Annotated in this window: 31 protein-coding genes; 2 read left to right on the top strand and 29 right to left on the bottom strand. The window is 50.6% G+C overall.

All coding sequences use genetic code 11. From position 1 onward, the window contains the following. Window positions 1-24: 24 nt before the first annotated feature. Window positions 25-1,401 carry a Trk system potassium transporter TrkA gene (gene trkA / locus NCTC9997_RS01480; protein ID WP_010862704.1) on the top strand — a complete coding sequence of 459 codons (1,377 nt, stop codon included), beginning with the start codon at window positions 25-27 and terminating at the stop codon, window positions 1,399-1,401. Window positions 1,402-1,585: 184 nt separating this feature from the next. Beyond that, window positions 1,586-1,996: a large-conductance mechanosensitive channel protein MscL gene (gene mscL / locus NCTC9997_RS01475; RefSeq protein ID WP_064977135.1), complete on the top strand. Its 411-nt coding sequence runs from the start codon at window positions 1,586-1,588 to the stop codon at window positions 1,994-1,996. A 99-nt stretch (window positions 1,997-2,095) separates the two neighbouring features. Here the strand turns inward: mscL and rplQ are convergent, their stop codons facing one another. From rplQ to tuf, 29 genes are all read right to left on the bottom strand, one after another. Continuing rightward, window positions 2,096-2,479: a 50S ribosomal protein L17 gene (rplQ, locus tag NCTC9997_RS01470; protein WP_010862706.1), complete on the bottom strand. Its 384-nt coding sequence runs from the start codon at window positions 2,477-2,479 to the stop codon at window positions 2,096-2,098. Between the two features lie 40 nt (window positions 2,480-2,519). Then, the gene (locus NCTC9997_RS01465) at window positions 2,520-3,509 is read right to left on the bottom strand and encodes a DNA-directed RNA polymerase subunit alpha (protein WP_010862707.1); all 990 of its coding nucleotides are present in this window, start codon (window positions 3,507-3,509) and stop codon (window positions 2,520-2,522) included. A gap of 25 nt (window positions 3,510-3,534) precedes the next feature. Beyond that, on the bottom strand, window positions 3,535-4,155 hold the full coding sequence (gene rpsD / locus NCTC9997_RS01460; protein WP_010862708.1) for a 30S ribosomal protein S4: 621 nt from the start codon (window positions 4,153-4,155) through the stop codon (window positions 3,535-3,537). 32 nt (window positions 4,156-4,187) lie between these two features. Beyond that, the gene (gene rpsK, locus NCTC9997_RS01455) at window positions 4,188-4,577 is read right to left on the bottom strand and encodes a 30S ribosomal protein S11 (protein WP_010862709.1); all 390 of its coding nucleotides are present in this window, start codon (window positions 4,575-4,577) and stop codon (window positions 4,188-4,190) included. 13 nt (window positions 4,578-4,590) lie between these two features. Further along, entirely contained in the window at window positions 4,591-4,947 is a 357-nt protein-coding gene (gene rpsM, locus NCTC9997_RS01450) for a 30S ribosomal protein S13 (RefSeq protein WP_010862710.1), read from the bottom strand. A gap of 145 nt (window positions 4,948-5,092) precedes the next feature. Further along, a complete protein-coding gene (gene rpmJ / locus NCTC9997_RS01445; protein ID WP_010862711.1) occupies window positions 5,093-5,206 on the bottom strand; it encodes a 50S ribosomal protein L36 in 114 nt (37 codons plus the stop codon). 36 nt (window positions 5,207-5,242) lie between these two features. Further along, a complete protein-coding gene (gene secY / locus NCTC9997_RS01440) occupies window positions 5,243-6,568 on the bottom strand; it encodes a preprotein translocase subunit SecY (protein ID WP_010862712.1) in 1,326 nt (441 codons plus the stop codon). 7 nt (window positions 6,569-6,575) lie between these two features. Then, window positions 6,576-7,010, bottom strand: a complete 435-nt coding sequence (gene rplO / locus NCTC9997_RS01435) for a 50S ribosomal protein L15 (RefSeq protein WP_010862713.1) — start codon at window positions 7,008-7,010, stop codon at window positions 6,576-6,578. 3 nt (window positions 7,011-7,013) lie between these two features. Continuing rightward, entirely contained in the window at window positions 7,014-7,193 is a 180-nt protein-coding gene (rpmD, locus tag NCTC9997_RS01430) for a 50S ribosomal protein L30 (RefSeq protein ID WP_010862714.1), read from the bottom strand. A gap of 5 nt (window positions 7,194-7,198) precedes the next feature. Then, window positions 7,199-7,699: a 30S ribosomal protein S5 gene (gene rpsE, locus NCTC9997_RS01425; RefSeq protein WP_010862715.1), complete on the bottom strand. Its 501-nt coding sequence runs from the start codon at window positions 7,697-7,699 to the stop codon at window positions 7,199-7,201. A 14-nt stretch (window positions 7,700-7,713) separates the two neighbouring features. Further along, complete coding sequence (gene rplR, locus NCTC9997_RS01420) at window positions 7,714-8,067, bottom strand: 50S ribosomal protein L18 (RefSeq protein WP_010862716.1); 354 nt, start codon at window positions 8,065-8,067, stop codon at window positions 7,714-7,716. 9 nt (window positions 8,068-8,076) lie between these two features. After that, window positions 8,077-8,610, bottom strand: coding sequence for a 50S ribosomal protein L6 (rplF, locus tag NCTC9997_RS01415; protein ID WP_010862717.1), 534 nt, complete (start codon window positions 8,608-8,610; stop codon window positions 8,077-8,079). A 17-nt stretch (window positions 8,611-8,627) separates the two neighbouring features. Beyond that, the gene (gene rpsH, locus NCTC9997_RS01410; RefSeq protein ID WP_010862718.1) at window positions 8,628-9,020 is read right to left on the bottom strand and encodes a 30S ribosomal protein S8; all 393 of its coding nucleotides are present in this window, start codon (window positions 9,018-9,020) and stop codon (window positions 8,628-8,630) included. Window positions 9,021-9,054: 34 nt separating this feature from the next. After that, window positions 9,055-9,360 (bottom strand): 30S ribosomal protein S14, encoded by a 306-nt coding sequence (gene rpsN, locus NCTC9997_RS01405; RefSeq protein WP_010862719.1) that lies wholly within the window; start codon window positions 9,358-9,360, stop codon window positions 9,055-9,057. Window positions 9,361-9,372: 12 nt separating this feature from the next. Continuing rightward, window positions 9,373-9,912, bottom strand: a complete 540-nt coding sequence (rplE, locus tag NCTC9997_RS01400; RefSeq protein ID WP_010862720.1) for a 50S ribosomal protein L5 — start codon at window positions 9,910-9,912, stop codon at window positions 9,373-9,375. 15 nt (window positions 9,913-9,927) lie between these two features. Further along, window positions 9,928-10,242: a 50S ribosomal protein L24 gene (rplX, locus tag NCTC9997_RS01395; protein WP_010862721.1), complete on the bottom strand. Its 315-nt coding sequence runs from the start codon at window positions 10,240-10,242 to the stop codon at window positions 9,928-9,930. An 11-nt stretch (window positions 10,243-10,253) separates the two neighbouring features. Next, the gene (rplN, locus tag NCTC9997_RS01390; protein ID WP_010862722.1) at window positions 10,254-10,625 is read right to left on the bottom strand and encodes a 50S ribosomal protein L14; all 372 of its coding nucleotides are present in this window, start codon (window positions 10,623-10,625) and stop codon (window positions 10,254-10,256) included. Between the two features lie 205 nt (window positions 10,626-10,830). Further along, window positions 10,831-11,085, bottom strand: coding sequence for a 30S ribosomal protein S17 (rpsQ, locus tag NCTC9997_RS01385; RefSeq protein WP_010862723.1), 255 nt, complete (start codon window positions 11,083-11,085; stop codon window positions 10,831-10,833). Further along, window positions 11,085-11,276 carry a 50S ribosomal protein L29 gene (rpmC, locus tag NCTC9997_RS01380; RefSeq protein ID WP_010862724.1) on the bottom strand — a complete coding sequence of 64 codons (192 nt, stop codon included), beginning with the start codon at window positions 11,274-11,276 and terminating at the stop codon, window positions 11,085-11,087. Before rpmC ends, rpsQ begins: the two co-directional genes overlap by 1 nt. Next, on the bottom strand, window positions 11,276-11,686 hold the full coding sequence (gene rplP, locus NCTC9997_RS01375; protein ID WP_010862725.1) for a 50S ribosomal protein L16: 411 nt from the start codon (window positions 11,684-11,686) through the stop codon (window positions 11,276-11,278). The genes rpmC and rplP overlap by 1 nt, the downstream gene beginning before the upstream one ends. 11 nt (window positions 11,687-11,697) lie before the next feature. Beyond that, window positions 11,698-12,399: a 30S ribosomal protein S3 gene (gene rpsC / locus NCTC9997_RS01370; RefSeq protein ID WP_010862726.1), complete on the bottom strand. Its 702-nt coding sequence runs from the start codon at window positions 12,397-12,399 to the stop codon at window positions 11,698-11,700. Window positions 12,400-12,416: 17 nt separating this feature from the next. Then, a complete protein-coding gene (gene rplV, locus NCTC9997_RS01365; RefSeq protein ID WP_010862727.1) occupies window positions 12,417-12,749 on the bottom strand; it encodes a 50S ribosomal protein L22 in 333 nt (110 codons plus the stop codon). Between the two features lie 10 nt (window positions 12,750-12,759). Beyond that, window positions 12,760-13,038 (bottom strand): 30S ribosomal protein S19, encoded by a 279-nt coding sequence (gene rpsS, locus NCTC9997_RS01360; RefSeq protein WP_010862728.1) that lies wholly within the window; start codon window positions 13,036-13,038, stop codon window positions 12,760-12,762. A gap of 24 nt (window positions 13,039-13,062) precedes the next feature. After that, the gene (gene rplB, locus NCTC9997_RS01355) at window positions 13,063-13,881 is read right to left on the bottom strand and encodes a 50S ribosomal protein L2 (protein WP_010862729.1); all 819 of its coding nucleotides are present in this window, start codon (window positions 13,879-13,881) and stop codon (window positions 13,063-13,065) included. A 19-nt stretch (window positions 13,882-13,900) separates the two neighbouring features. Next, window positions 13,901-14,203: a 50S ribosomal protein L23 gene (gene rplW / locus NCTC9997_RS01350; RefSeq protein ID WP_010862730.1), complete on the bottom strand. Its 303-nt coding sequence runs from the start codon at window positions 14,201-14,203 to the stop codon at window positions 13,901-13,903. Beyond that, entirely contained in the window at window positions 14,200-14,805 is a 606-nt protein-coding gene (gene rplD / locus NCTC9997_RS01345; RefSeq protein ID WP_010862731.1) for a 50S ribosomal protein L4, read from the bottom strand. Before rplD ends, rplW begins: the two co-directional genes overlap by 4 nt. Before the next feature lie 18 nt (window positions 14,806-14,823). Further along, window positions 14,824-15,453 (bottom strand): 50S ribosomal protein L3, encoded by a 630-nt coding sequence (gene rplC / locus NCTC9997_RS01340; protein ID WP_010862732.1) that lies wholly within the window; start codon window positions 15,451-15,453, stop codon window positions 14,824-14,826. A 31-nt stretch (window positions 15,454-15,484) separates the two neighbouring features. Beyond that, window positions 15,485-15,796: a 30S ribosomal protein S10 gene (gene rpsJ / locus NCTC9997_RS01335; RefSeq protein WP_001181005.1), complete on the bottom strand. Its 312-nt coding sequence runs from the start codon at window positions 15,794-15,796 to the stop codon at window positions 15,485-15,487. A 328-nt stretch (window positions 15,797-16,124) separates the two neighbouring features. Then, window positions 16,125-17,309 (bottom strand): elongation factor Tu, encoded by a 1,185-nt coding sequence (tuf, locus tag NCTC9997_RS01330; protein WP_064977134.1) that lies wholly within the window; start codon window positions 17,307-17,309, stop codon window positions 16,125-16,127. Between the last annotated feature and the right edge of the window lie 21 nt (window positions 17,310-17,330).

Here is a 17,330-nt window from a genome sequence, read left to right as displayed (position 1 = left end):
GATCAGTCAAACGGATACGATGCAATGAAGATTATTATCCTCGGCGCCGGCCAAGTCGGCGGCACACTGGCCGAAAATCTGGTGGGTGAAAATAACGACATCACGATCGTCGATCAGGATCCAGAGCGTCTACGCCAGTTACAGGATAAGTTTGACCTGCGCGTCGTGCTCGGCCACGGCGCACATCCGCGCGTACTGCGTGAAGCCGGCGCGCAAGATACCGACATGCTGGTTGCGGTCACCAACTCCGATGAAACCAACATGATCGCCTGTCAGGTAGCCTATTCGCTGTTCAACACCCCAAATCGGATCGCCCGGATCCGCGCGCCAGAGTACATCAAAGAGCAAGGTCGTCTGTTCACCAATGAAGCGGTGCCGATCGATTACTTGATCACACCAGAGCAACTGGTCACCGACTACATCCGCAAATTGATCGAATACCCAGGCGCACTGCAAGTGGTGAACTTCGCCGAAGATAAAGTCAGTTTGGTCGCGGTGAAAGCCTACTATGGTGGGCCGTTGGTCGGAAATGCCTTATCGGCGCTGCGTGAGCATATGCCACACATCGATACCCGCGTCGCAGCAATCTTCCGCCAAGGTCGTCCGATCAAACCACAGGGCACCACCATCATCGAAGCCGATGATGAAGTGTTCTTTGTCGCGGCAACACACCATATCCGCGCGGTCATGAGTGAATTACAACGGTTAGAAAAACCGTATAAGCGACTAATGATTGTCGGTGGCGGGAATATCGGGGCCGGGTTGGCCAAGGAGCTGGAGCAAAACTACAGCATCAAGCTCATTGAGCGTAACCCTGAGCGCGCTGCCGAGCTGGCTGAAATGCTGCACGACACCATCGTATTTTGTGGTGATGCCTCCGATCAGGAGCTGCTCAACGAAGAGCATATTGAGCAAGTCGATGTGTTCATCGCTATCACTAACGATGATGAAGCCAACATCATGTCGGCAATGCTAGCCAAGCGACTGGGCGCCAAAAAAGCCATGGTGCTGATCCAGCGCTCAGCCTATGTGGATCTGGTGCAAGGCGGCGTGATTGATGTGGCGATTTCGCCGCAGCAAGCCACCATTTCCGCACTGTTAACCCACGTACGCAAGGCCGACATCGTAAGTGTGTCCTCACTTCGACGTGGTGCAGCCGAAGCCATCGAAGCCATTGCCCACGGTGACGAGTCCACCTCGAAAGTGGTCGGGCGCGCAATTGGTGAAATTCGTCTGCCAAGCGGTACCACCATCGGTGCGATTGTCCGTGGCGACAGTGTGATGATTGCCCACGATGATACCGTCATCGAACAGGGCGACCACGTGGTAATGTTCCTGACTGATAAAAAGCACGTGCCCGACGTTGAACGTCTGTTCCAGCCGAGCCCGTTCTTCTTGTAAGCTCCTCAGCTCACCACCATCTCTCCCCAAAAAAGCAGAATTTATTCTGCTTTTTTATTTGCCTGAAATGTCACACAAAGTTAGGGTACAGGCTATATTCACATAATGTTGTGTTTATCGTTACCCCTATCAGCAACGTGGCGTACCCGCCGGTATACAAGCAAAGTACAAAAGGATTGGGATCATGAGCTTTTTAAAAGAATTTCGTGAATTTGCCATGCGTGGCAATGTGGTGGACTTAGCCGTCGGTGTGATTATCGGTGCGGCGTTTGGCAAAATTGTCTCTTCACTGGTCGGCGATATCATCATGCCCGTATTGGGATTGGTGATTGGTGGAGTCGATTTTCGTCAATTCCATCTCGAACTGCGTGAAGCCACCGCAGCAGCGCCAGCGCTCACGCTCAACTACGGCATGTTCATCCAGCAACTGTTCGATTTCACCATCATCGCATTTGCCATTTTTGTCGCCGTAAAAGCGTTGAATCGACTCAAACGTAAAGAAGAAGCCGTACCTGCGCCAACGCCTGAACCCAGTGCAGAAGAAAAGTTACTGACCGAAATTCGTGATTTACTTAAGCAGCAAAACGACAAGTGACAAGTAAGCAGTAAATAAGCATGTAGGAAGGGAAGCAGGGGAGTGGAAAAAAGACAATAAAAAAGCCGGGATAAACCCGGCTTTTTTAATTTGGCGTGATTACTCAGCTGCAGCTTCTGCAACTGGAGCACGGTCAACCAGCTCGATGTAAGCCATCGGCGCGTTGTCACCCGCACGGAAACCACACTTCAGGATACGAGTGTATCCGCCAGCACGGTTCACAAAACGTGGGCCCAATTCATTAAACAGTTTCGCAACGATCTCGTTATCACGAGTGCGAGCGAATGCCAGACGACGGTTTGCAACGCTGTCGGTCTTGGCAAGGGTGATCAGCGGCTCAACTACGCGACGCAGCTCTTTTGCCTTAGGCAGGGTCGTCTTGATTACTTCGTGACGAACCAGAGAGCTGGCCATGTTGCGGAACATAGCCTGACGATGGCTGCTGTTACGGTTCAGTTGACGACCACTCTTACGATGGCGCATGACCTTATCCTTCTCAGAAAAACCTTAACCTGTGATCTGGTTACTCATCAGCAATGCTTGCCGGAGGCCAGTTTTCCAGGCGCATACCCAGAGACAGACCGCGAGATGCCAGAACGTCCTTGATCTCAGTCAGAGACTTCTTACCAAGGTTTGGCGTCTTCAGCAGTTCAACTTCTGTACGCTGTACCAAATCACCGATGTAGTGGATAGCTTCTGCCTTCAGGCAGTTAGCAGAGCGGACAGTCAATTCCAGATCGTCGACAGGACGCAGCAGAATTGGATCGAATTCCGGCTTCTCTTCTTTCACTTCCGGCTGACGAACATCACGCAAGTCAACGAAAGCTTCCAGCTGTTCAGCCAGGATGGTCGCGGCACGACGGATCGCTTCTTCAGGATCAATAGTACCGTTGGTTTCCATCTCGATAACCAGCTTGTCCAGATCGGTACGCTGTTCAACACGGGCAGCTTCTACATTGTATGCAATGCGCTCTACCGGGCTGAAACAGGCATCGACCAGCAAACGACCGATCGGACGCTCGTCTTCTTCAGTATGAATACGAGCGGAAGCCGGCACATAACCACGACCACGCTGAACTTTGATACGCATGCTGATAGCGGCGTCTTCATCAGTCAGATGGCAGATTACGTGCTGCGGATTCACGATCTCAACATCACCGTCATGGATGATGTCGGCTGCGGTTACAGGGCCGATACCAGATTTATTCAGAGTCAGAATGACTTCATCTTTACCCTGAACCTTGACCGCGAGCCCTTTCAGGTTGAGCAGGATTTCCAGGATATCTTCCTGTACACCTTCTTTGGTGCTGTACTCATGCAGTACACCATCAATTTCAACCTCAGTCACCGCGCAACCCGGCATAGACGAAAGCAGAATGCGGCGCAGTGCGTTACCCAGAGTATGGCCAAAGCCACGCTCAAGTGGTTCAAGGGTGACCTTGGCATGCGTCGAACTGATTTGCTCGATATCTACCAGGCGCGGTTTAAGAAACTCTGTCACAGAACCCTGCATTGTGTCCTCTCTTTGCTGCTAAGCCTTACTTGGAGTAAAGCTCGACGATCAGGTGTTCGTTAATGTCCGCAGACAGATCGGAGCGCTCAGGAATGCGCTTGAACACACCTTCCATCTTCGCAGCGTCTACTTCCAGCCATGCTGCTTTTTCGCGCTGCTCAGCCAGCTCCATCGCTGCCTTGATACGAGCCTGCTTCTTAGATTTCTCGCGAATGCTGATTACGTCATTCACAGAAACTTGGAAAGAAGGAACGTTAACGACTTTACCATTAACCATGATCGCCTTGTGGCTTACCAACTGACGTGATTCAGCGCGAGTGGCACCGAAACCCATGCGGTAAACTACGTTATCTAAACGGCCTTCCAACAGCACCAACAGGTTTTCACCAGTGTTGCCTTTCAGGCGAGCGGCGGTTTTGTAGTAGTTACGGAACTGACGCTCCAGCACACCGTAGATACGACGTACTTTCTGCTTTTCACGTAACTGAACACCGTAGTCAGACAGACGTGGCTTGCGCGCACCGTGCTGACCAGGAGCGGTGTCAATTTTACACTTAGAGTCAATCGCACGTACGCCTGATTTCAGGAACAGGTCAGTACCTTCACGACGGCTCAGCTTGAGCTTAGGGCCCAGATATCTTGCCATTTTCTTTCTCCAACAATCCTAGAAACGTCGAGTTATACGCGGCGTTTCTTCGGCGGACGACAACCGTTGTGAGGAATCGGAGTCACATCAGTAATGTTAGTGATGCGGAAACCAGCCGCGTTCAGCGCGCGAATGGAAGACTCACGACCTGGGCCTGGGCCCTTAACCATAACTTCCAGGTTCTTCAGACCGTAGTCTTTAACCATCTCAGCACAGCGCTCTGCAGCAACCTGAGCAGCAAATGGAGTAGACTTACGAGAACCACGGAAACCTGAACCACCGGCAGTTGCCCAACCCAGAGCATTGCCTTGGCGGTCAGTGATAGTCACAATGGTGTTGTTGAAAGACGCATGGACATGAGCCACACCGTCAGAAACTTGTTTTCTTACACGCTTACGTGCACGAACTGGAGCTTTAGCCATTTTCTAACCCCGATTATTTTTTGATCGGTTTACGCGGGCCCTTACGGGTACGCGCGTTGGTCTTAGTACGCTGACCGCGAACTGGGAGACCACGACGATGACGCAGACCACGGTAGCAGCCAAGGTCCATCAGACGCTTGATGCTCAGGGTCACTTCACGACGCAGGTCACCTTCAACGGTGTACTTGGCAACTTCGTCACGCAGCTTATCGATTTGTTCTTCAGACAGCTCACTGATCTTAGTGCTTTCAGCAATACCCACAGCAGCCAGGATGGCTTGAGAGCGGGTCTTGCCGACGCCATAAATTGCAGTCAGAGCAATTACAGCATGCTTATGATCAGGAATGTTAATGCCTGCAATACGGGCCATATGCACTCCTAAATTTATATACTGGTAGGCCAATCTGAAAAGCCCGTTTTCAGGATACCCAAATGACCATACCAACTTCACACAAAAGGTCGGCTGGCTAATTTAGCCAGCCGGCCGTTACTTTGCAAGAAAAATATGCAGTAAATCAGCCTTGACGCTGTTTATGCTTTGGCTCGCTGCAAATCACACGCACAACACCGTTGCGCTTGATGATTTTGCAGTTACGGCACAGCTTCTTAACGGAAGCACGAACTTTCATTTCTACTCTCCGCAACCTTTGGTGGTGCTCTGTCGATTAACGACCAATCCCTTTCAGGTTGGCTTTCTTCAGAGCGGACTCATACTGATGAGACATCAGATGGGTCTGTACTTGAGCCATAAAATCCATGATAACAACAACGACGATCAACAACGATGTACCACCGAAGTAGAAACGCACGTTCCACGCTACCATCATGAACTCAGGTATCAAGCAGATAAAGGTGATATATAAAGCGCCTGCTAATGTCAGACGAGTCATCACTTTATCAATGTACTTCGCGGTTTGTTCACCCGGACGGATCCCTGGCACGAACGCACCTGACTTCTTCAGATTATCTGCTGTCTCACGCGGGTTAAACACCAACGCGGTATAGAAGAAGCAGAAGAAGATGATTGCAGCTGCATATAACATAGCATGTAACGGGCGACCCGGTTGCAATGCTAATGCAATGTCAGACAGCCATGTCATACCTGATCCTTGACTGAACCACTGCGCAAGCGTAGCGGGGAAAAGGATAATACTGGAAGCAAAGATAGCAGGAATAACCCCAGCCATATTCACTTTCAGTGGCAGGTGTGTACTTTGTGCCGCGAATACACGACGACCTTGTTGACGCTTGGCATAGTTTACAACAATTCTACGCTGACCGCGCTCAACAAATACAACAAAATACGTAACTGCAAAAACAATGGCGGCAATCAACAACAGCAGAAGTACATGCAGTTCGCCTTGACGCGCCTGTTCAAACGTATGTCCGATAGCAGAAGGTAATCCCGCCACGATACCTGCGAAGATAATCATGGAGATACCGTTACCGATACCGCGCTCAGTAATTTGCTCACCTAACCACATCAAGAACATGGTGCCGGTAACCAAACTTACAACCGCTGTAAAATAGAAACCAAAGCCCGGATTATGTACGAGACCTGGAATCATACTTGGTAAGCCAGTTGCAATACCGATTGCTTGGAATGTACCTAAAACCAGCGTGCCGTAACGGGTATAGTGGCTAATCTTACGACGCCCCGCTTCCCCTTCTTTCTTCAACTCTGCCAGCGGTGGGTACACCACCGTTAACAGCTGAACAATAATGGATGCCGAAATGTACGGCATAATGCCCAGAGCAAAGATCGACGCACGCTGAAGAGCACCACCGGAGAACATGTTAAACATCTCGATGATGGTGCCCTTCTGCTGTTCAAACAAGGTCGCAAGAACAGAGGCATCAATACCAGGAATTGGCACGTAGGAGCCAGCACGGAATACGATAATCGCACCCAACAGAAACAGTAAGCGACGCTTCAGTTCTGTCAGCCCGCCCTGAGCACCTCGAAAATCAAATCCTGGTTGTTTAGCCATCTGTTAATTATTCCTCGATTTTACCGCCAGCGGCTTCAATAGCTGCACGTGCACCTTTAGTGACACGCAGGCCACGTACGGTTACAGCGCGAGTTACGTCACCAGACAGAACAATCTTAGCGAATTCCATGTCTTTAGTGATGATGTTTGCCGCTTTCAGTGCGTTCAGATCGATCTGATCGCCTTCAACTTTAGCCAGCTCAGACAGACGAACTTCGGCTGTAACAGCTGCTTTCAGAGAAGTGAAACCGAACTTAGGCAGACGACGATACAAAGGCATTTGACCGCCTTCGAAACCGCGACGTACACCACCGCCGGAGCGGGATTTCTGGCCTTTGTGGCCGCGGCCACCGGTTTTACCCAAGCCAGAACCAATACCGCGACCTACACGCTTAGCTGATTGCTTAGCGCCTTCAGCCGGAGAAAGAGTATTCAAACGCATCTGTTACTCCTCAACCTTGATCATGTAGGATACTTGATTAATCATACCGCGAACTGCCGGAGTGTCGATCAGTTCAACAGTGTGATTCATGCGACGCAGGCCCAGGCCACGCAGGGTAGCTTTGTGCTTCGGCAGACGGCCGATGGAGCTACGAGTCTGAGTTACTTTGATAGTCTTAGCCATGGTCATTACCCCAGAATTTCTTCAACGGATTTGCCACGTTTAGCAGCGACCATCTCAGGAGACTTCATGTTAGCCAGAGCGTCGATGGTAGCGCGTACCACGTTGATCGGGTTAGTAGAGCCGTACGCTTTGGACAGAACGTTACGAACGCCTGCCACTTCCAGTACAGCACGCATAGCACCGCCAGCGATGATACCGGTACCTTCAGATGCCGGTTGCATGAAAACGCGAGAACCTGTGTGAGCACCTTTAATTGGGTGCTGCAGAGTACCGCTGTTCAGCGCAACGCTCACCATGCTGCGACGGGCTTTCTCCATCGCTTTTTGGATCGCTGCTGGAACTTCACGGGCTTTACCGTAACCAAAACCTACGCGGCCGTTACCATCACCCACTACTGTCAGAGCGGTGAAAGAGAAAATACGACCACCTTTAACGGTCTTAGATACACGGTTTACCGCGATCAGCTTTTCCTGCAGTTCACCAGCTTGTTTTTCGATGTTAGCCATCTTACACCTCTACCTTAGAACTGAAGGCCAGCTTCGCGGGCAGCATCTGCCAGCGCTTGGACACGGCCGTGATACTTGAAACCGGAACGGTCAAAAGCAACTGCTTTAACGCCTTTTTCCAGAGCGCGTTCAGCAACAGCTTTACCGACAGCGGCTGCGGCATCTTTATTACCGGTGTACTTCACTTGCTCAGCAATCGCTTTTTCTACAGTTGAAGCAGCGGCCAGAACTTCTGAACCGTTAGCTGCGATAACTTGCGCGTAGATGTGACGCGGAGTACGGTGAACCACCAGGCGAGTCGCACCCAGTTCTTTAATATTGCGACGTGCGCGGGTCGCACGACGGATACGAGCTGCTTTCTTATCCATAGTGTTACCTTACTTCTTCTTAGCCTCTTTGATACGCACGACTTCGTCAGCGTAACGTACACCTTTACCTTTGTAAGGCTCAGGACGGCGGTAAGCACGCAGGTCAGCTGCAACTTGGCCAATCACTTGCTTGTCAGAACCCTTCAGAACGATTTCGGTCTGAGTTGGGCATTCAGCAGTAACGCCAGCAGGCAGTTGGTGCTCAATTGGGTGTGAATAACCTAAGCTCAGAGCAATTGCATTGCCCTTCAGCGCCGCACGGTAACCAACACCTACCAGCTGCAGCTTCTTCTGGAAGCCTTCGGTAACACCTACCAGCATATTGTTAACCAGTGCACGAGCAGTACCAGACTGCGCGTTAGCACCCGCAACACCTTCGCGTGGAGCGAAAGTGATTGCGTTGTCAGCAAAGTTAACTTCTACGCCATGATGAATAGTACGAGTCAGCTCGCCATTCTTGCCTTTCAGGGTAATAACCTGACCGTTGAGTTTCACCTCTACGCCGGCAGGAATGACCACTGGTGCTTTAGCAACACGAGACATTCTTTCCTACCCCCTAATTAGGCTACGTAGCAGATGATCTCACCGCCGAGACCCGCTTGACGCGCGGCTCGATCAGTCATCACACCTTTAGACGTGGAGATTACGGCGATACCTAAACCACCCATAACTTTTGGCAGCACATCTTTCTTTTTGTAGATACGCAGGCCAGGGCGGCTTACACGCTGAATGCTCTCAACAACTGGATTGCCCTGGAAATAACGCAGGGTGATTTCCAGAACTGGCTTCGCGTCGCCTTCAACTTTGAAATCTTCGATGTAGCCTTCTTCTTTCAGCACGTTGGCAATTGCCACTTTCAGCTTGGAAGAAGGCATAGTGATCGCAAATTTCTTCGCTGCCTGACCGTTACGGATACGGGTCAGCATATCCGCGATCGGATCTTGCATGCTCATCTGTCTTTACTCCCGTGATTCAAATAGTGGTAAATTACCAGCTAGCCTTTTTCAGACCCGGAATTTCACCGCGCATAGCGGTTTCGCGGACCTTGATACGGCTCAGACCGAACTTACGCAGGAAACCGTGTGGACGACCAGTTTGGCGGCAACGGTTACGCTTACGGATCGGACTTGAATCACGTGGCATCTGTTGCAGTTTCAGCACAGCTGCCCAACGATCTTCGTCAGAGGCATTTACATCGGAGATGATTGCCTTCAGTTCTTGACGCTTAGCGAAGAACTTCTCAACCAATTCGGCACGCTTTACTTCACGTGCGATCATTGATTCCTTAGCCATAGTAACCCTACCTTACTTACGGAATGGGAAGTCAAACGCAGCCAGCAGTGCACGGCCTTCATCATCGCTCTTCGCAGTAGTGGTGATGGTAATATCCAGACCACGTACACGATCGACTTTATCGTAGTCGATTTCAGGGAAGATGATTTGCTCACGCACACCCATGCTGTAGTTGCCACGACCGTCGAATGACTTCGGGTTCAAACCACGGAAGTCACGGATACGTGGAACAGCAATGCTGATCAAACGCTCAAAGAATTCCCACATGCGTTCACCGCGCAGGGTTACTTTGCAGCCGATTGGATAACCCTGACGGATTTTAAAGCCAGCAACAGAGTTGCGAGCTTTAGTGATCAGTGGTTTCTGACCGGAGATCGCTGCCAGATCTGCCGCAGCATTATCCAACAACTTCTTATCAGCCAGAGCTTCACCGACACCCATGTTCAGGGTAATCTTTTCGACTCGTGGGACTTGCATGACAGATTTGTAGCCGAACTGCTCTTGCAGTTTCGCAACTACCTGCTCTTTGTAGTAATCATGCAGTTTCGCCATCGTACTACTCCAGAATTACTTGATAGTTTCGCCATTAGATTTAAAGAAACGGACTTTTTTGCCGTCTTCAAATCGGAAGCCTACACGGTCAGCCTTGCCGGTAGCCGCGTTGAAGATTGCAACGTTAGAAGGCTGGATTGCAGCTTCTTTTTCAACGATGCCACCGGTTACACCCATTGCCGGAACCGGCTTCTGGTGCTTCTTAACCAGGTTGATACCTTCAACGACCAGCTTGCCAGTAGGCAAAACCTTGGTCACTTTACCGCGCTTACCTTTATCTTTGCCAGTCAGCACGATAACTTCATCGTTACGACGGATTTTTGCAGCCATGGTTCAGCTCCTTACAGTACTTCGGGTGCCAGAGAAATGATCTTCATGAACTTTTCAGAACGCAGTTCACGAGTTACTGGGCCGAAAATACGTGTACCGATCGGCTGCTCACTGTTGTTGTTCAACAGAACGCAAGCGTTACGGTCGAAGCGAACGACAGATCCGTCCTGGCGACGAACACCCTTCTTGGTGCGCACCACCACCGCCTTCAGGACATCACCTTTCTTGACCTTGCCGCGAGGAATTGCTTCCTTCACGGTGATCTTGATGATGTCACCGACACCAGCGTAGCGACGGTGCGAGCCACCCAGAACCTTGATACACATTACGCTGCGCGCACCGGAGTTGTCGGCTACGTCCAGCATAGTCTGTTCTTGGATCATGTTAGTGCTCCGCTAAAGTCAACTACTAACAGCTCTAAGACATATAAATGAGCTGTCATGGACCCATCTCGGGTCAGGATTTCCCATTACCTAGGGCGGCGCATTATAACACCGCTTACTGAGCATGGGTAGACAAAAAGTAAACGACCCCATCGGGCCGTTTACCCGGTTCTTTATGCTTGTATGTAAAATCGTAAAGATTTAATTACAGTACAGCTTTTTCTACAACGCGAACCAGAGTCCAAGACTTGGTCTTAGACAGTGGACGACACTCGCGGATCTCTACCAGATCGCCAGCGCCACACTCGTTGTTCTCGTCATGCACGTGCAGCTTGGTAGTACGCTTGATGAATTTACCGTAGATTGGGTGCTTCACCATGCGCTCGATAGCTACAACGATGGACTTGTCCATCTTGTCGCTAACTACACGACCCTGCAGAGTACGGATTTTATCAGTCATTACGCACCCGCCTTCTCAGTCAGAACAGTTTTAACACGCGCGATGTTACGACGCACTTGTTTCAGCAGATGATTCTGCTGCAGCTGACCGGTGGCTGCTTGCATGCGCAGGTTGAACTGTTCACGCAGCAGGTTGAGCAGCTCAGCATTCAGCTCTTCAACGCTCTTTTCACGCAGTTCTTGTGCTTTCATCACATCACCGTCTTAGTTACAAAGGTGGTCTTGATTGGCAGCTTAGCCGCAGCCAGCTTAAATGCTTCACGAGCCAGCTCTTCAGAAACGCCATCCATCTCGTACAGAACCTTGCCAGGTTGGATCGGGGCTACCCAGTACTCAACGTTACCTTTACCCTTACCCATACGAACTTCAAGCGGCTTCTCAGTGATTGGTTTGTCTGGGAACACACGGATCCAGATTTTACCTTGACGCTTAACAGCACGAGTCATTGCACGACGAGCTGCTTCGATTTGACGAGCAGTCAGACGACCACGACCAACAGCCTTCAGACCGAAGGTGCCGAAGCTTACATCAGTGCCCGCAGCCAGACCGCGGTTGCGGCCTTTCATGATCTTACGGAACTTGGTACGCTTTGGTTGCAACATCACAATTCTCCTTACTTACGAGCTTTGCGCTGCTGCTTTTTAGGTTGTGCAGCCGGTTTTTCCGGTTGTTGCACAGCAGCCATACCGCCCAGGATCTCACCTTTGAAGATCCACACTTTCACGCCGATTACGCCGTAAGTAGTGTGAGCTTCAGCAGTGTTGTAGTCGATGTCAGCACGCAGGGTGTGCAATGGCACACGGCCTTCACGGTACCATTCAGTACGCGCGATTTCTGCGCCGCCCAGACGGCCGCTAACTTCAACTTTGATGCCTTTCGCACCCAGACGCATTGCGTTCTGTACCGCGCGCTTCATAGCACGACGGAACATTACACGACGTTCCAGCTGGGAAGTGATGCTTTCTGCAACCAGTTTCGCGTCCAGTTCTGGCTTACGAACTTCAGCGATGTTGATTTGAGCAGGAACACCTGCAATCTTGGCAACTACGTTGCGCAGCTTCTCAACATCTTCGCCTTTCTTACCGATTACTACGCCAGGACGAGCGGTGTGAATAGTCACACGGATGCTCTTCGCTGGACGCTCGATAACAATGCGAGAAACAGATGCTTTCGCCAGTTCCTTTGACAGGTACTGACGAACTTTAAAATCGCTGTCTAAGTTGTCAGCGAAATCTTTGGTATTGGCGAACCAGGTAGAGTCCCAAGGCTTAACAATACCCAGGCGAATACCATTAGGATGTACTTTCTGACCCATTGCTACTCTCCAGAATCTTAGCGATCAGACACAACCACAGTGATGTGGCTGGTGCGCTTCAGGATGCGATCTGCACGACCTTTAGCACGTGGCATGATGCGCTTCATGCTTGGACCTTCGTCTACGAAGATCTTGGAGATTTTCAGATCATCCACATCAGCGCCTTCGTTGTGCTCGGCGTTAGCAATGGCAGACTCCAGCACTTTCTTAACCAGATCAGCAGCTTTTTTGTTGCTGTAGGTCAGAATTTCCAGTGCAAGAGCAACTTTCTTACCGCGAACTAAGTCAGCTACCAGACGAGCTTTCTGCGCGGAAGTACGAGCATAACGGTGTTTAGCAATAGCTTCCATCTCTTACCTCTTAACGCTTCTTAGCCTTTTTATCGGCAGCGTGGCCGCGATAAGTACGAGTCGGAGCGAATTCGCCCAGCTTGTGACCAACCATTTCATCGGTAACATAAACTGGAACATGCTGACGACCATTATGGACGGCGATGGTCAAATTGATCATTGTAGGAATGATCATTGAACGACGGGACCAGGTCTTAACTGGTTTTTTATCCCCGCTTTCCACCGCTTTCTCTACCTTCTTCAGCAAGTGCAGGTCGATAAATGGACCTTTCTTGAGAGAACGTGGCATGGCTTATCCTCTAAATCGTGTCAATTACTTACGGCGACGTACGATGTACTTGTCGGTACGCTTATTGCTGCGAGTCTTCTTACCTTTGGTAGGAACGCCCCAAGGAGTTACTGGGTGCTTACCAAATGTACGACCCTCACCACCACCGTGTGGGTGATCTACTGGGTTCATCGCAGTACCGCGAACGGTAGGACGAACACCACGCCAGCGAGCTGCACCGGCTTTACCCAGTACGCGCAGCATGTGCTCAGAGTTACCAACTTCACCGATAGTTGCACGGCAGTCAGCCAGAACTTTGCGCATTTCGCCAGAACGCAGACGCAGGGTTACGTAGGCACCATCACGCGCAACAACTTGCACGTAAGTACCTGCAGAGCGAGCCAGCTGGCCGCCTTTACCTGGTTTCATTTCTACGTTGTGAACAGTAGCACCAACTGGGATGTTGCGCATTGGCAGGCAGTTACCTACCTTGATTGCGGCATCAGCACCAGATTGGATTTGGTCGCCAGCTTTCAGGCCTTTTGGAGCCAGAATGTAACGACGCTCACCGTCTTTATACAGAACCAGCGCGATGTTCGCGGAACGGTTCGGGTCGTATTCCAGGCGCTCAATGGTGGCTGGGATGCCATCTTTGTTACGCTTGAAGTCAACCAGACGATAATGTTGCTTATGACCACCACCGATGTGACGAGTAGTGATGCGGCCGTTGTTGTTACGACCACCAGTCTTAGACTTGGTGTCCAACAGAGCTGCAAAAGGCTTGCCTTTGTGCAGTTCGTTGTTAACCACTTTCACTACATGGCGACGACCCGGGGATGTCGGCTTACATTTAACGATAGCCATTGTTCTTTACTCCTCCGAATTACTCAGCGCCGCCAACGAAGTCCAGATTCTGGCCTTCTTTCAGGGTGACGTAAGCTTTCTTCAAGTCGCTACGACGACCAACGCGGGCACCGTGACGCTTAACTTTACCCTTCAGGATCAGGGTGCGTACGTCTTTAACTTCAACTTCAAACAGCTTTTCAACAGCTGCTTTGATTTCAGCTTTGGTGGCGTCTTTTGCTACTTTGAACACAATGGTGTTTTGTGTTTCAGCAGCCATAGTCGCTTTTTCAGAGATGTGCGGAGCACGCAATACTTTCAGCAGACGTTCTTCACGGATCATGCCAGCATCTCCTCAACTTGCTTAACAGCCTCAGCGGTCATTACAACCTTGTCGAACGCGATCAGGCTAACTGGATCCATGCCGTTTACGTCGCGAACGTCAACCTTAAACAGGTTGCGAGCTGCCAGGAACAGGTTCTCATCAACTTCAGCAGTGATGATCAGCACGTCTTCCAGAGCCATCTCTTTCAGTTTCTGTGCCAGCAGTTTGGTTTTTGGAGCTTCTACAGAGAAGTTCTCAACCACGATCAGACGTTCCTGACGAACCAGTTCGGACAGGATGCTCTTCATCGCACCGCGGTACATTTTCTTGTTAACTTTCTGGCTGTGATCTTGCGGCTTAGCAGCAAAAGTCACGCCACCAGAGCGCCAGATTGGGCTCTTGATGTCACCAGAACGAGCACGACCAGTGCCCTTTTGACGCCATGGTTTCTTACCAGAGCCAGAAACTTCAGCACGAGTTTTCTGAGCACGGGTACCTTGACGAGCACCTGCAGCGTAAGCAACAACAACCTGGTGAACCAGAGCTTCGTTGAAATCACGACCGAAGGTAGTCTCGGAAACAGTCAGCGCGCTTTGCGCGTCTTTCAATACCAATTCCATTCCTATACTCCTCCGCCGTTACGCCTTAACTGCCGGTTTCACGATCAGATCGCCGTTAGTTGCGCCAGGCACTGCACCTTTAACCAGCAGCAGTTTACGCTCAGCATCAACACGTACAACTTCCAGGGACTGCACTGTTACGCGTTCGTCACCCAAGTGACCGGTCATTTTTTTACCTTTGAACACGCGACCAGGAGTTTGGTTTTGACCGATGGAACCTAAAACACGGTGAGACAGGGAGTTACCGTGAGTCGCATCTTGAGTGCGGAAGTTCCAACGCTTAACACCACCTGCGAAGCCTTTACCTTTGGAAGTACCGGTAACGTCAACTTTCTTCACGTCAGCGAAGATGTCTACGTTAATTTCCTGGCCAACAGTGAATTCTTCACCGCTTTCCAGACGGAACTCCCACTTACCGCGGCCAGCTTCAACGCCAGCTTTAGCAAAATGACCTGCTTCAGGCTTGGTTACACGGTTAGCTTTCTTGCTGCCAGTAGTAACCTGAATCGCGCTGTAGCCGTCATTTTCCAGGGTCTTAACCTGGGTAACGCGGTTGGCTTCGATTTCGATAACGGTAACTGGGATGGACACGCCGTCTTCAGTGAAGACGCGGGTCATACCCACTTTACGTCCGACTAAACCAATCATTGTATCAACCTCTTATCGTACGAAGACCTGATTAGCCCAGGCTGATCTGCACGTCAACGCCGGCAGCCAGATCCAGACGCATCAGAGCATCAACGGTTTTTTCAGTTGGCTCGACGATGTCGACCAAGCGCTTGTGAGTGCGGATTTCGTACTGGTCACGCGCGTCTTTGTTAACGTGCGGAGAAATCAGTACGGTAAAGCGCTCTTTGCGGGTCGGCAGCGGAATCGGGCCACGAACCTGAGCGCCAGTGCGCTTAGCAGTCTCGACGATTTCCGCGGTTGATTGATCGATCAAGCGGTGATCGAACGCTTTCAAGCGGATACGGATTCTTTGGTTCTGCATGAGACCAGAGCTCCAACAATCTTAAGGCACATAAAAATCCCACTATCACTCGTTCTTGACGAGGAAGTGTGATTCGCTTCTTTTTTCGTAGTTCCCATATCGGGAACGTTGTATTGCCGGCCACTAGTGGAAATTACCGGCGATGAGTTTTAAAACTCAGCTTAGCCAAATCGGATAAGCCAGCGCATTATACGCAATCTGAGCTGAAGTGCAACCCTGTGATCAGGATTTGTTCACTTTCACTGTAAAACTCATGATCTTGCTGCACGCAAGTAAAGTAAAAGGACGCTTTCGCGTCCTTTTACCGGTATTGCGCTTAAAGCATCAATTACTTGATGATCTTAGCAACAACGCCCGCACCTACAGTACGGCCACCTTCACGGATAGCGAAGCGCAAGCCTTCGTCCATCGCGATTGGTGCAATCAGGGTAACAACCATTTGAATGTTGTCACCTGGCATTACCATCTCTACGCCTTCTGGCAGTTCGATGGTACCGGTCACGTCAGTTGTACGGAAGTAGAACTGTGGACGGTAGCCTTTGAAGAATGGAGTGTGACGACCACCTTCATCTTTGGACAGAATATAAACTTCTGCTACAAAGTTGGTGTGTGGGTTGATTGAGCCTGGCTTAGCCAGAACCTGACCACGCTCTACGTCATCACGCTTGGTACCACGCAGCAGAACACCTACGTTCTCGCCCGCACGACCTTCGTCCAGCAGCTTACGGAACATTTCAACGCCAGTACAAGTAGTCTTGGTAGTCTCTTTGATACCAACGATTTCTACTTCTTCACCAACTTTGATGATACCGCGCTCTACACGACCAGTTACTACAGTACCACGGCCGGAGATAGAGAATACGTCTTCGATTGGCAGCAGGAATGGCTTGTCGATAGCACGCTCTGGCTCAGGGATGTAGCTGTCCAGGTAGCCTGCCAGTTCAACAATCTTCTCTTCCCACTGAGCATCGCCTTCCAGCGCTTTCAGTGCAGAACCGCGAACAACTGGAGTATCGTCGCCTGGGAAGTCGTACTGAGACAGCAGCTCACGTACTTCCATTTCTACCAGTTCCAGCAGCTCTTCGTCATCAACCATGTCACACTTGTTCAGGAACACGATGATGTAAGGAACGCCTACCTGACGACCCAGCAGGATGTGCTCACGAGTCTGAGGCATTGGGCCGTCAGTCGCAGCTACTACCAGGATAGCGCCGTCCATCTGAGCAGCACCAGTGATCATGTTCTTCACGTAGTCGGCGTGACCTGGGCAGTCAACGTGCGCGTAGTGACGAGTTGGGGTGTCGTACTCTACGTGAGAAGTGTTGATGGTGATACCACGAGCTTTTTCTTCTGGCGCGTTATCGATCTGATCGAATGCACGAGCCTGACCACCGTATACTTTAGACAGTACGGTAGTGATAGCTGCAGTCAGGGTAGTTTTACCGTGGTCAACGTGGCCGATAGTACCAACGTTAACGTGCGGTTTAGTACGTTCAAATTTTTCTTTAGACACGGCTATATTCCTTACTATTGT

Origin of the sequence: Plesiomonas shigelloides, from assembly GCF_900087055.1 — a bacterium.
GTDB lineage: Bacteria > Pseudomonadota > Gammaproteobacteria > Enterobacterales > CAMTGL01 > Plesiomonas > Plesiomonas shigelloides.
This window is presented reverse-complemented; position numbering and strand designations above follow the sequence as displayed.

Excerpts from the sequence above, each read along its gene's own strand:
- trkA (WP_010862704.1), top strand. The coding sequence starts at position 25 with ATGAAGATTATTATCCTCGGCGCCGGCCAAGTCGGCGGCACACTGGCC.
- mscL (WP_064977135.1), top strand. The coding sequence starts at position 1,586 with ATGAGCTTTTTAAAAGAATTTCGTGAATTTGCCATGCGTGGCAATGTG.
- rplQ (WP_010862706.1), bottom strand. The coding sequence starts at position 2,479 with ATGCGCCATCGTAAGAGTGGTCGTCAACTGAACCGTAACAGCAGCCAT.
- NCTC9997_RS01465 (WP_010862707.1), bottom strand. The coding sequence starts at position 3,509 with ATGCAGGGTTCTGTGACAGAGTTTCTTAAACCGCGCCTGGTAGATATC.
- rpsD (WP_010862708.1), bottom strand. The coding sequence starts at position 4,155 with ATGGCAAGATATCTGGGCCCTAAGCTCAAGCTGAGCCGTCGTGAAGGT.
- rpsK (WP_010862709.1), bottom strand. The coding sequence starts at position 4,577 with ATGGCTAAAGCTCCAGTTCGTGCACGTAAGCGTGTAAGAAAACAAGTT.
- rpsM (WP_010862710.1), bottom strand. The coding sequence starts at position 4,947 with ATGGCCCGTATTGCAGGCATTAACATTCCTGATCATAAGCATGCTGTA.
- rpmJ (WP_010862711.1), bottom strand. The coding sequence starts at position 5,206 with ATGAAAGTTCGTGCTTCCGTTAAGAAGCTGTGCCGTAACTGCAAAATC.
- secY (WP_010862712.1), bottom strand. The coding sequence starts at position 6,568 with ATGGCTAAACAACCAGGATTTGATTTTCGAGGTGCTCAGGGCGGGCTG.
- rplO (WP_010862713.1), bottom strand. The coding sequence starts at position 7,010 with ATGCGTTTGAATACTCTTTCTCCGGCTGAAGGCGCTAAGCAATCAGCT.
- rpmD (WP_010862714.1), bottom strand. The coding sequence starts at position 7,193 with ATGGCTAAGACTATCAAAGTAACTCAGACTCGTAGCTCCATCGGCCGT.
- rpsE (WP_010862715.1), bottom strand. The coding sequence starts at position 7,699 with ATGGCTAACATCGAAAAACAAGCTGGTGAACTGCAGGAAAAGCTGATC.
- rplR (WP_010862716.1), bottom strand. The coding sequence starts at position 8,067 with ATGGATAAGAAAGCAGCTCGTATCCGTCGTGCGACCCGCGCACGTCGC.
- rplF (WP_010862717.1), bottom strand. The coding sequence starts at position 8,610 with ATGTCTCGTGTTGCTAAAGCACCAGTGGTCATTCCTGCCGGCGTAGAG.
- rpsH (WP_010862718.1), bottom strand. The coding sequence starts at position 9,020 with ATGAGCATGCAAGATCCGATCGCGGATATGCTGACCCGTATCCGTAAC.
- rpsN (WP_010862719.1), bottom strand. The coding sequence starts at position 9,360 with ATGGCTAAGGAATCAATGATCGCACGTGAAGTAAAGCGTGCCGAATTG.
- rplE (WP_010862720.1), bottom strand. The coding sequence starts at position 9,912 with ATGGCGAAACTGCATGATTACTACAAAGAGCAGGTAGTTGCGAAACTG.
- rplX (WP_010862721.1), bottom strand. The coding sequence starts at position 10,242 with ATGGCTGCAAAAATCCGTCGTAACGATGAAGTTATCGTGCTGACTGGC.
- rplN (WP_010862722.1), bottom strand. The coding sequence starts at position 10,625 with ATGATCCAAGAACAGACTATGCTGGACGTAGCCGACAACTCCGGTGCG.
- rpsQ (WP_010862723.1), bottom strand. The coding sequence starts at position 11,085 with ATGACTGATAAAATCCGTACTCTGCAGGGTCGTGTAGTTAGCGACAAG.
- rpmC (WP_010862724.1), bottom strand. The coding sequence starts at position 11,276 with ATGAAAGCACAAGAACTGCGTGAAAAGAGCGTTGAAGAGCTGAATGCT.
- rplP (WP_010862725.1), bottom strand. The coding sequence starts at position 11,686 with ATGTTGCAACCAAAGCGTACCAAGTTCCGTAAGATCATGAAAGGCCGC.
- rpsC (WP_010862726.1), bottom strand. The coding sequence starts at position 12,399 with ATGGGTCAGAAAGTACATCCTAATGGTATTCGCCTGGGTATTGTTAAG.
- rplV (WP_010862727.1), bottom strand. The coding sequence starts at position 12,749 with ATGGAAGCTATTGCTAAACACCGTTATGCTCGTACTTCCGCGCAGAAA.
- rpsS (WP_010862728.1), bottom strand. The coding sequence starts at position 13,038 with ATGCCACGTTCTCTCAAGAAAGGTCCATTTATCGACCTGCACTTGCTG.
- rplB (WP_010862729.1), bottom strand. The coding sequence starts at position 13,881 with ATGGCTATCGTTAAATGTAAGCCGACATCCCCGGGTCGTCGCCATGTA.
- rplW (WP_010862730.1), bottom strand. The coding sequence starts at position 14,203 with ATGATCCGTGAAGAACGTCTGCTGAAAGTATTGCGTGCTCCGCACATC.
- rplD (WP_010862731.1), bottom strand. The coding sequence starts at position 14,805 with ATGGAATTGGTATTGAAAGACGCGCAAAGCGCGCTGACTGTTTCCGAG.
- rplC (WP_010862732.1), bottom strand. The coding sequence starts at position 15,453 with ATGATTGGTTTAGTCGGACGTAAAGTGGGTATGACCCGCGTCTTCACT.
- rpsJ (WP_001181005.1), bottom strand. The coding sequence starts at position 15,796 with ATGCAGAACCAAAGAATCCGTATCCGCTTGAAAGCGTTCGATCACCGC.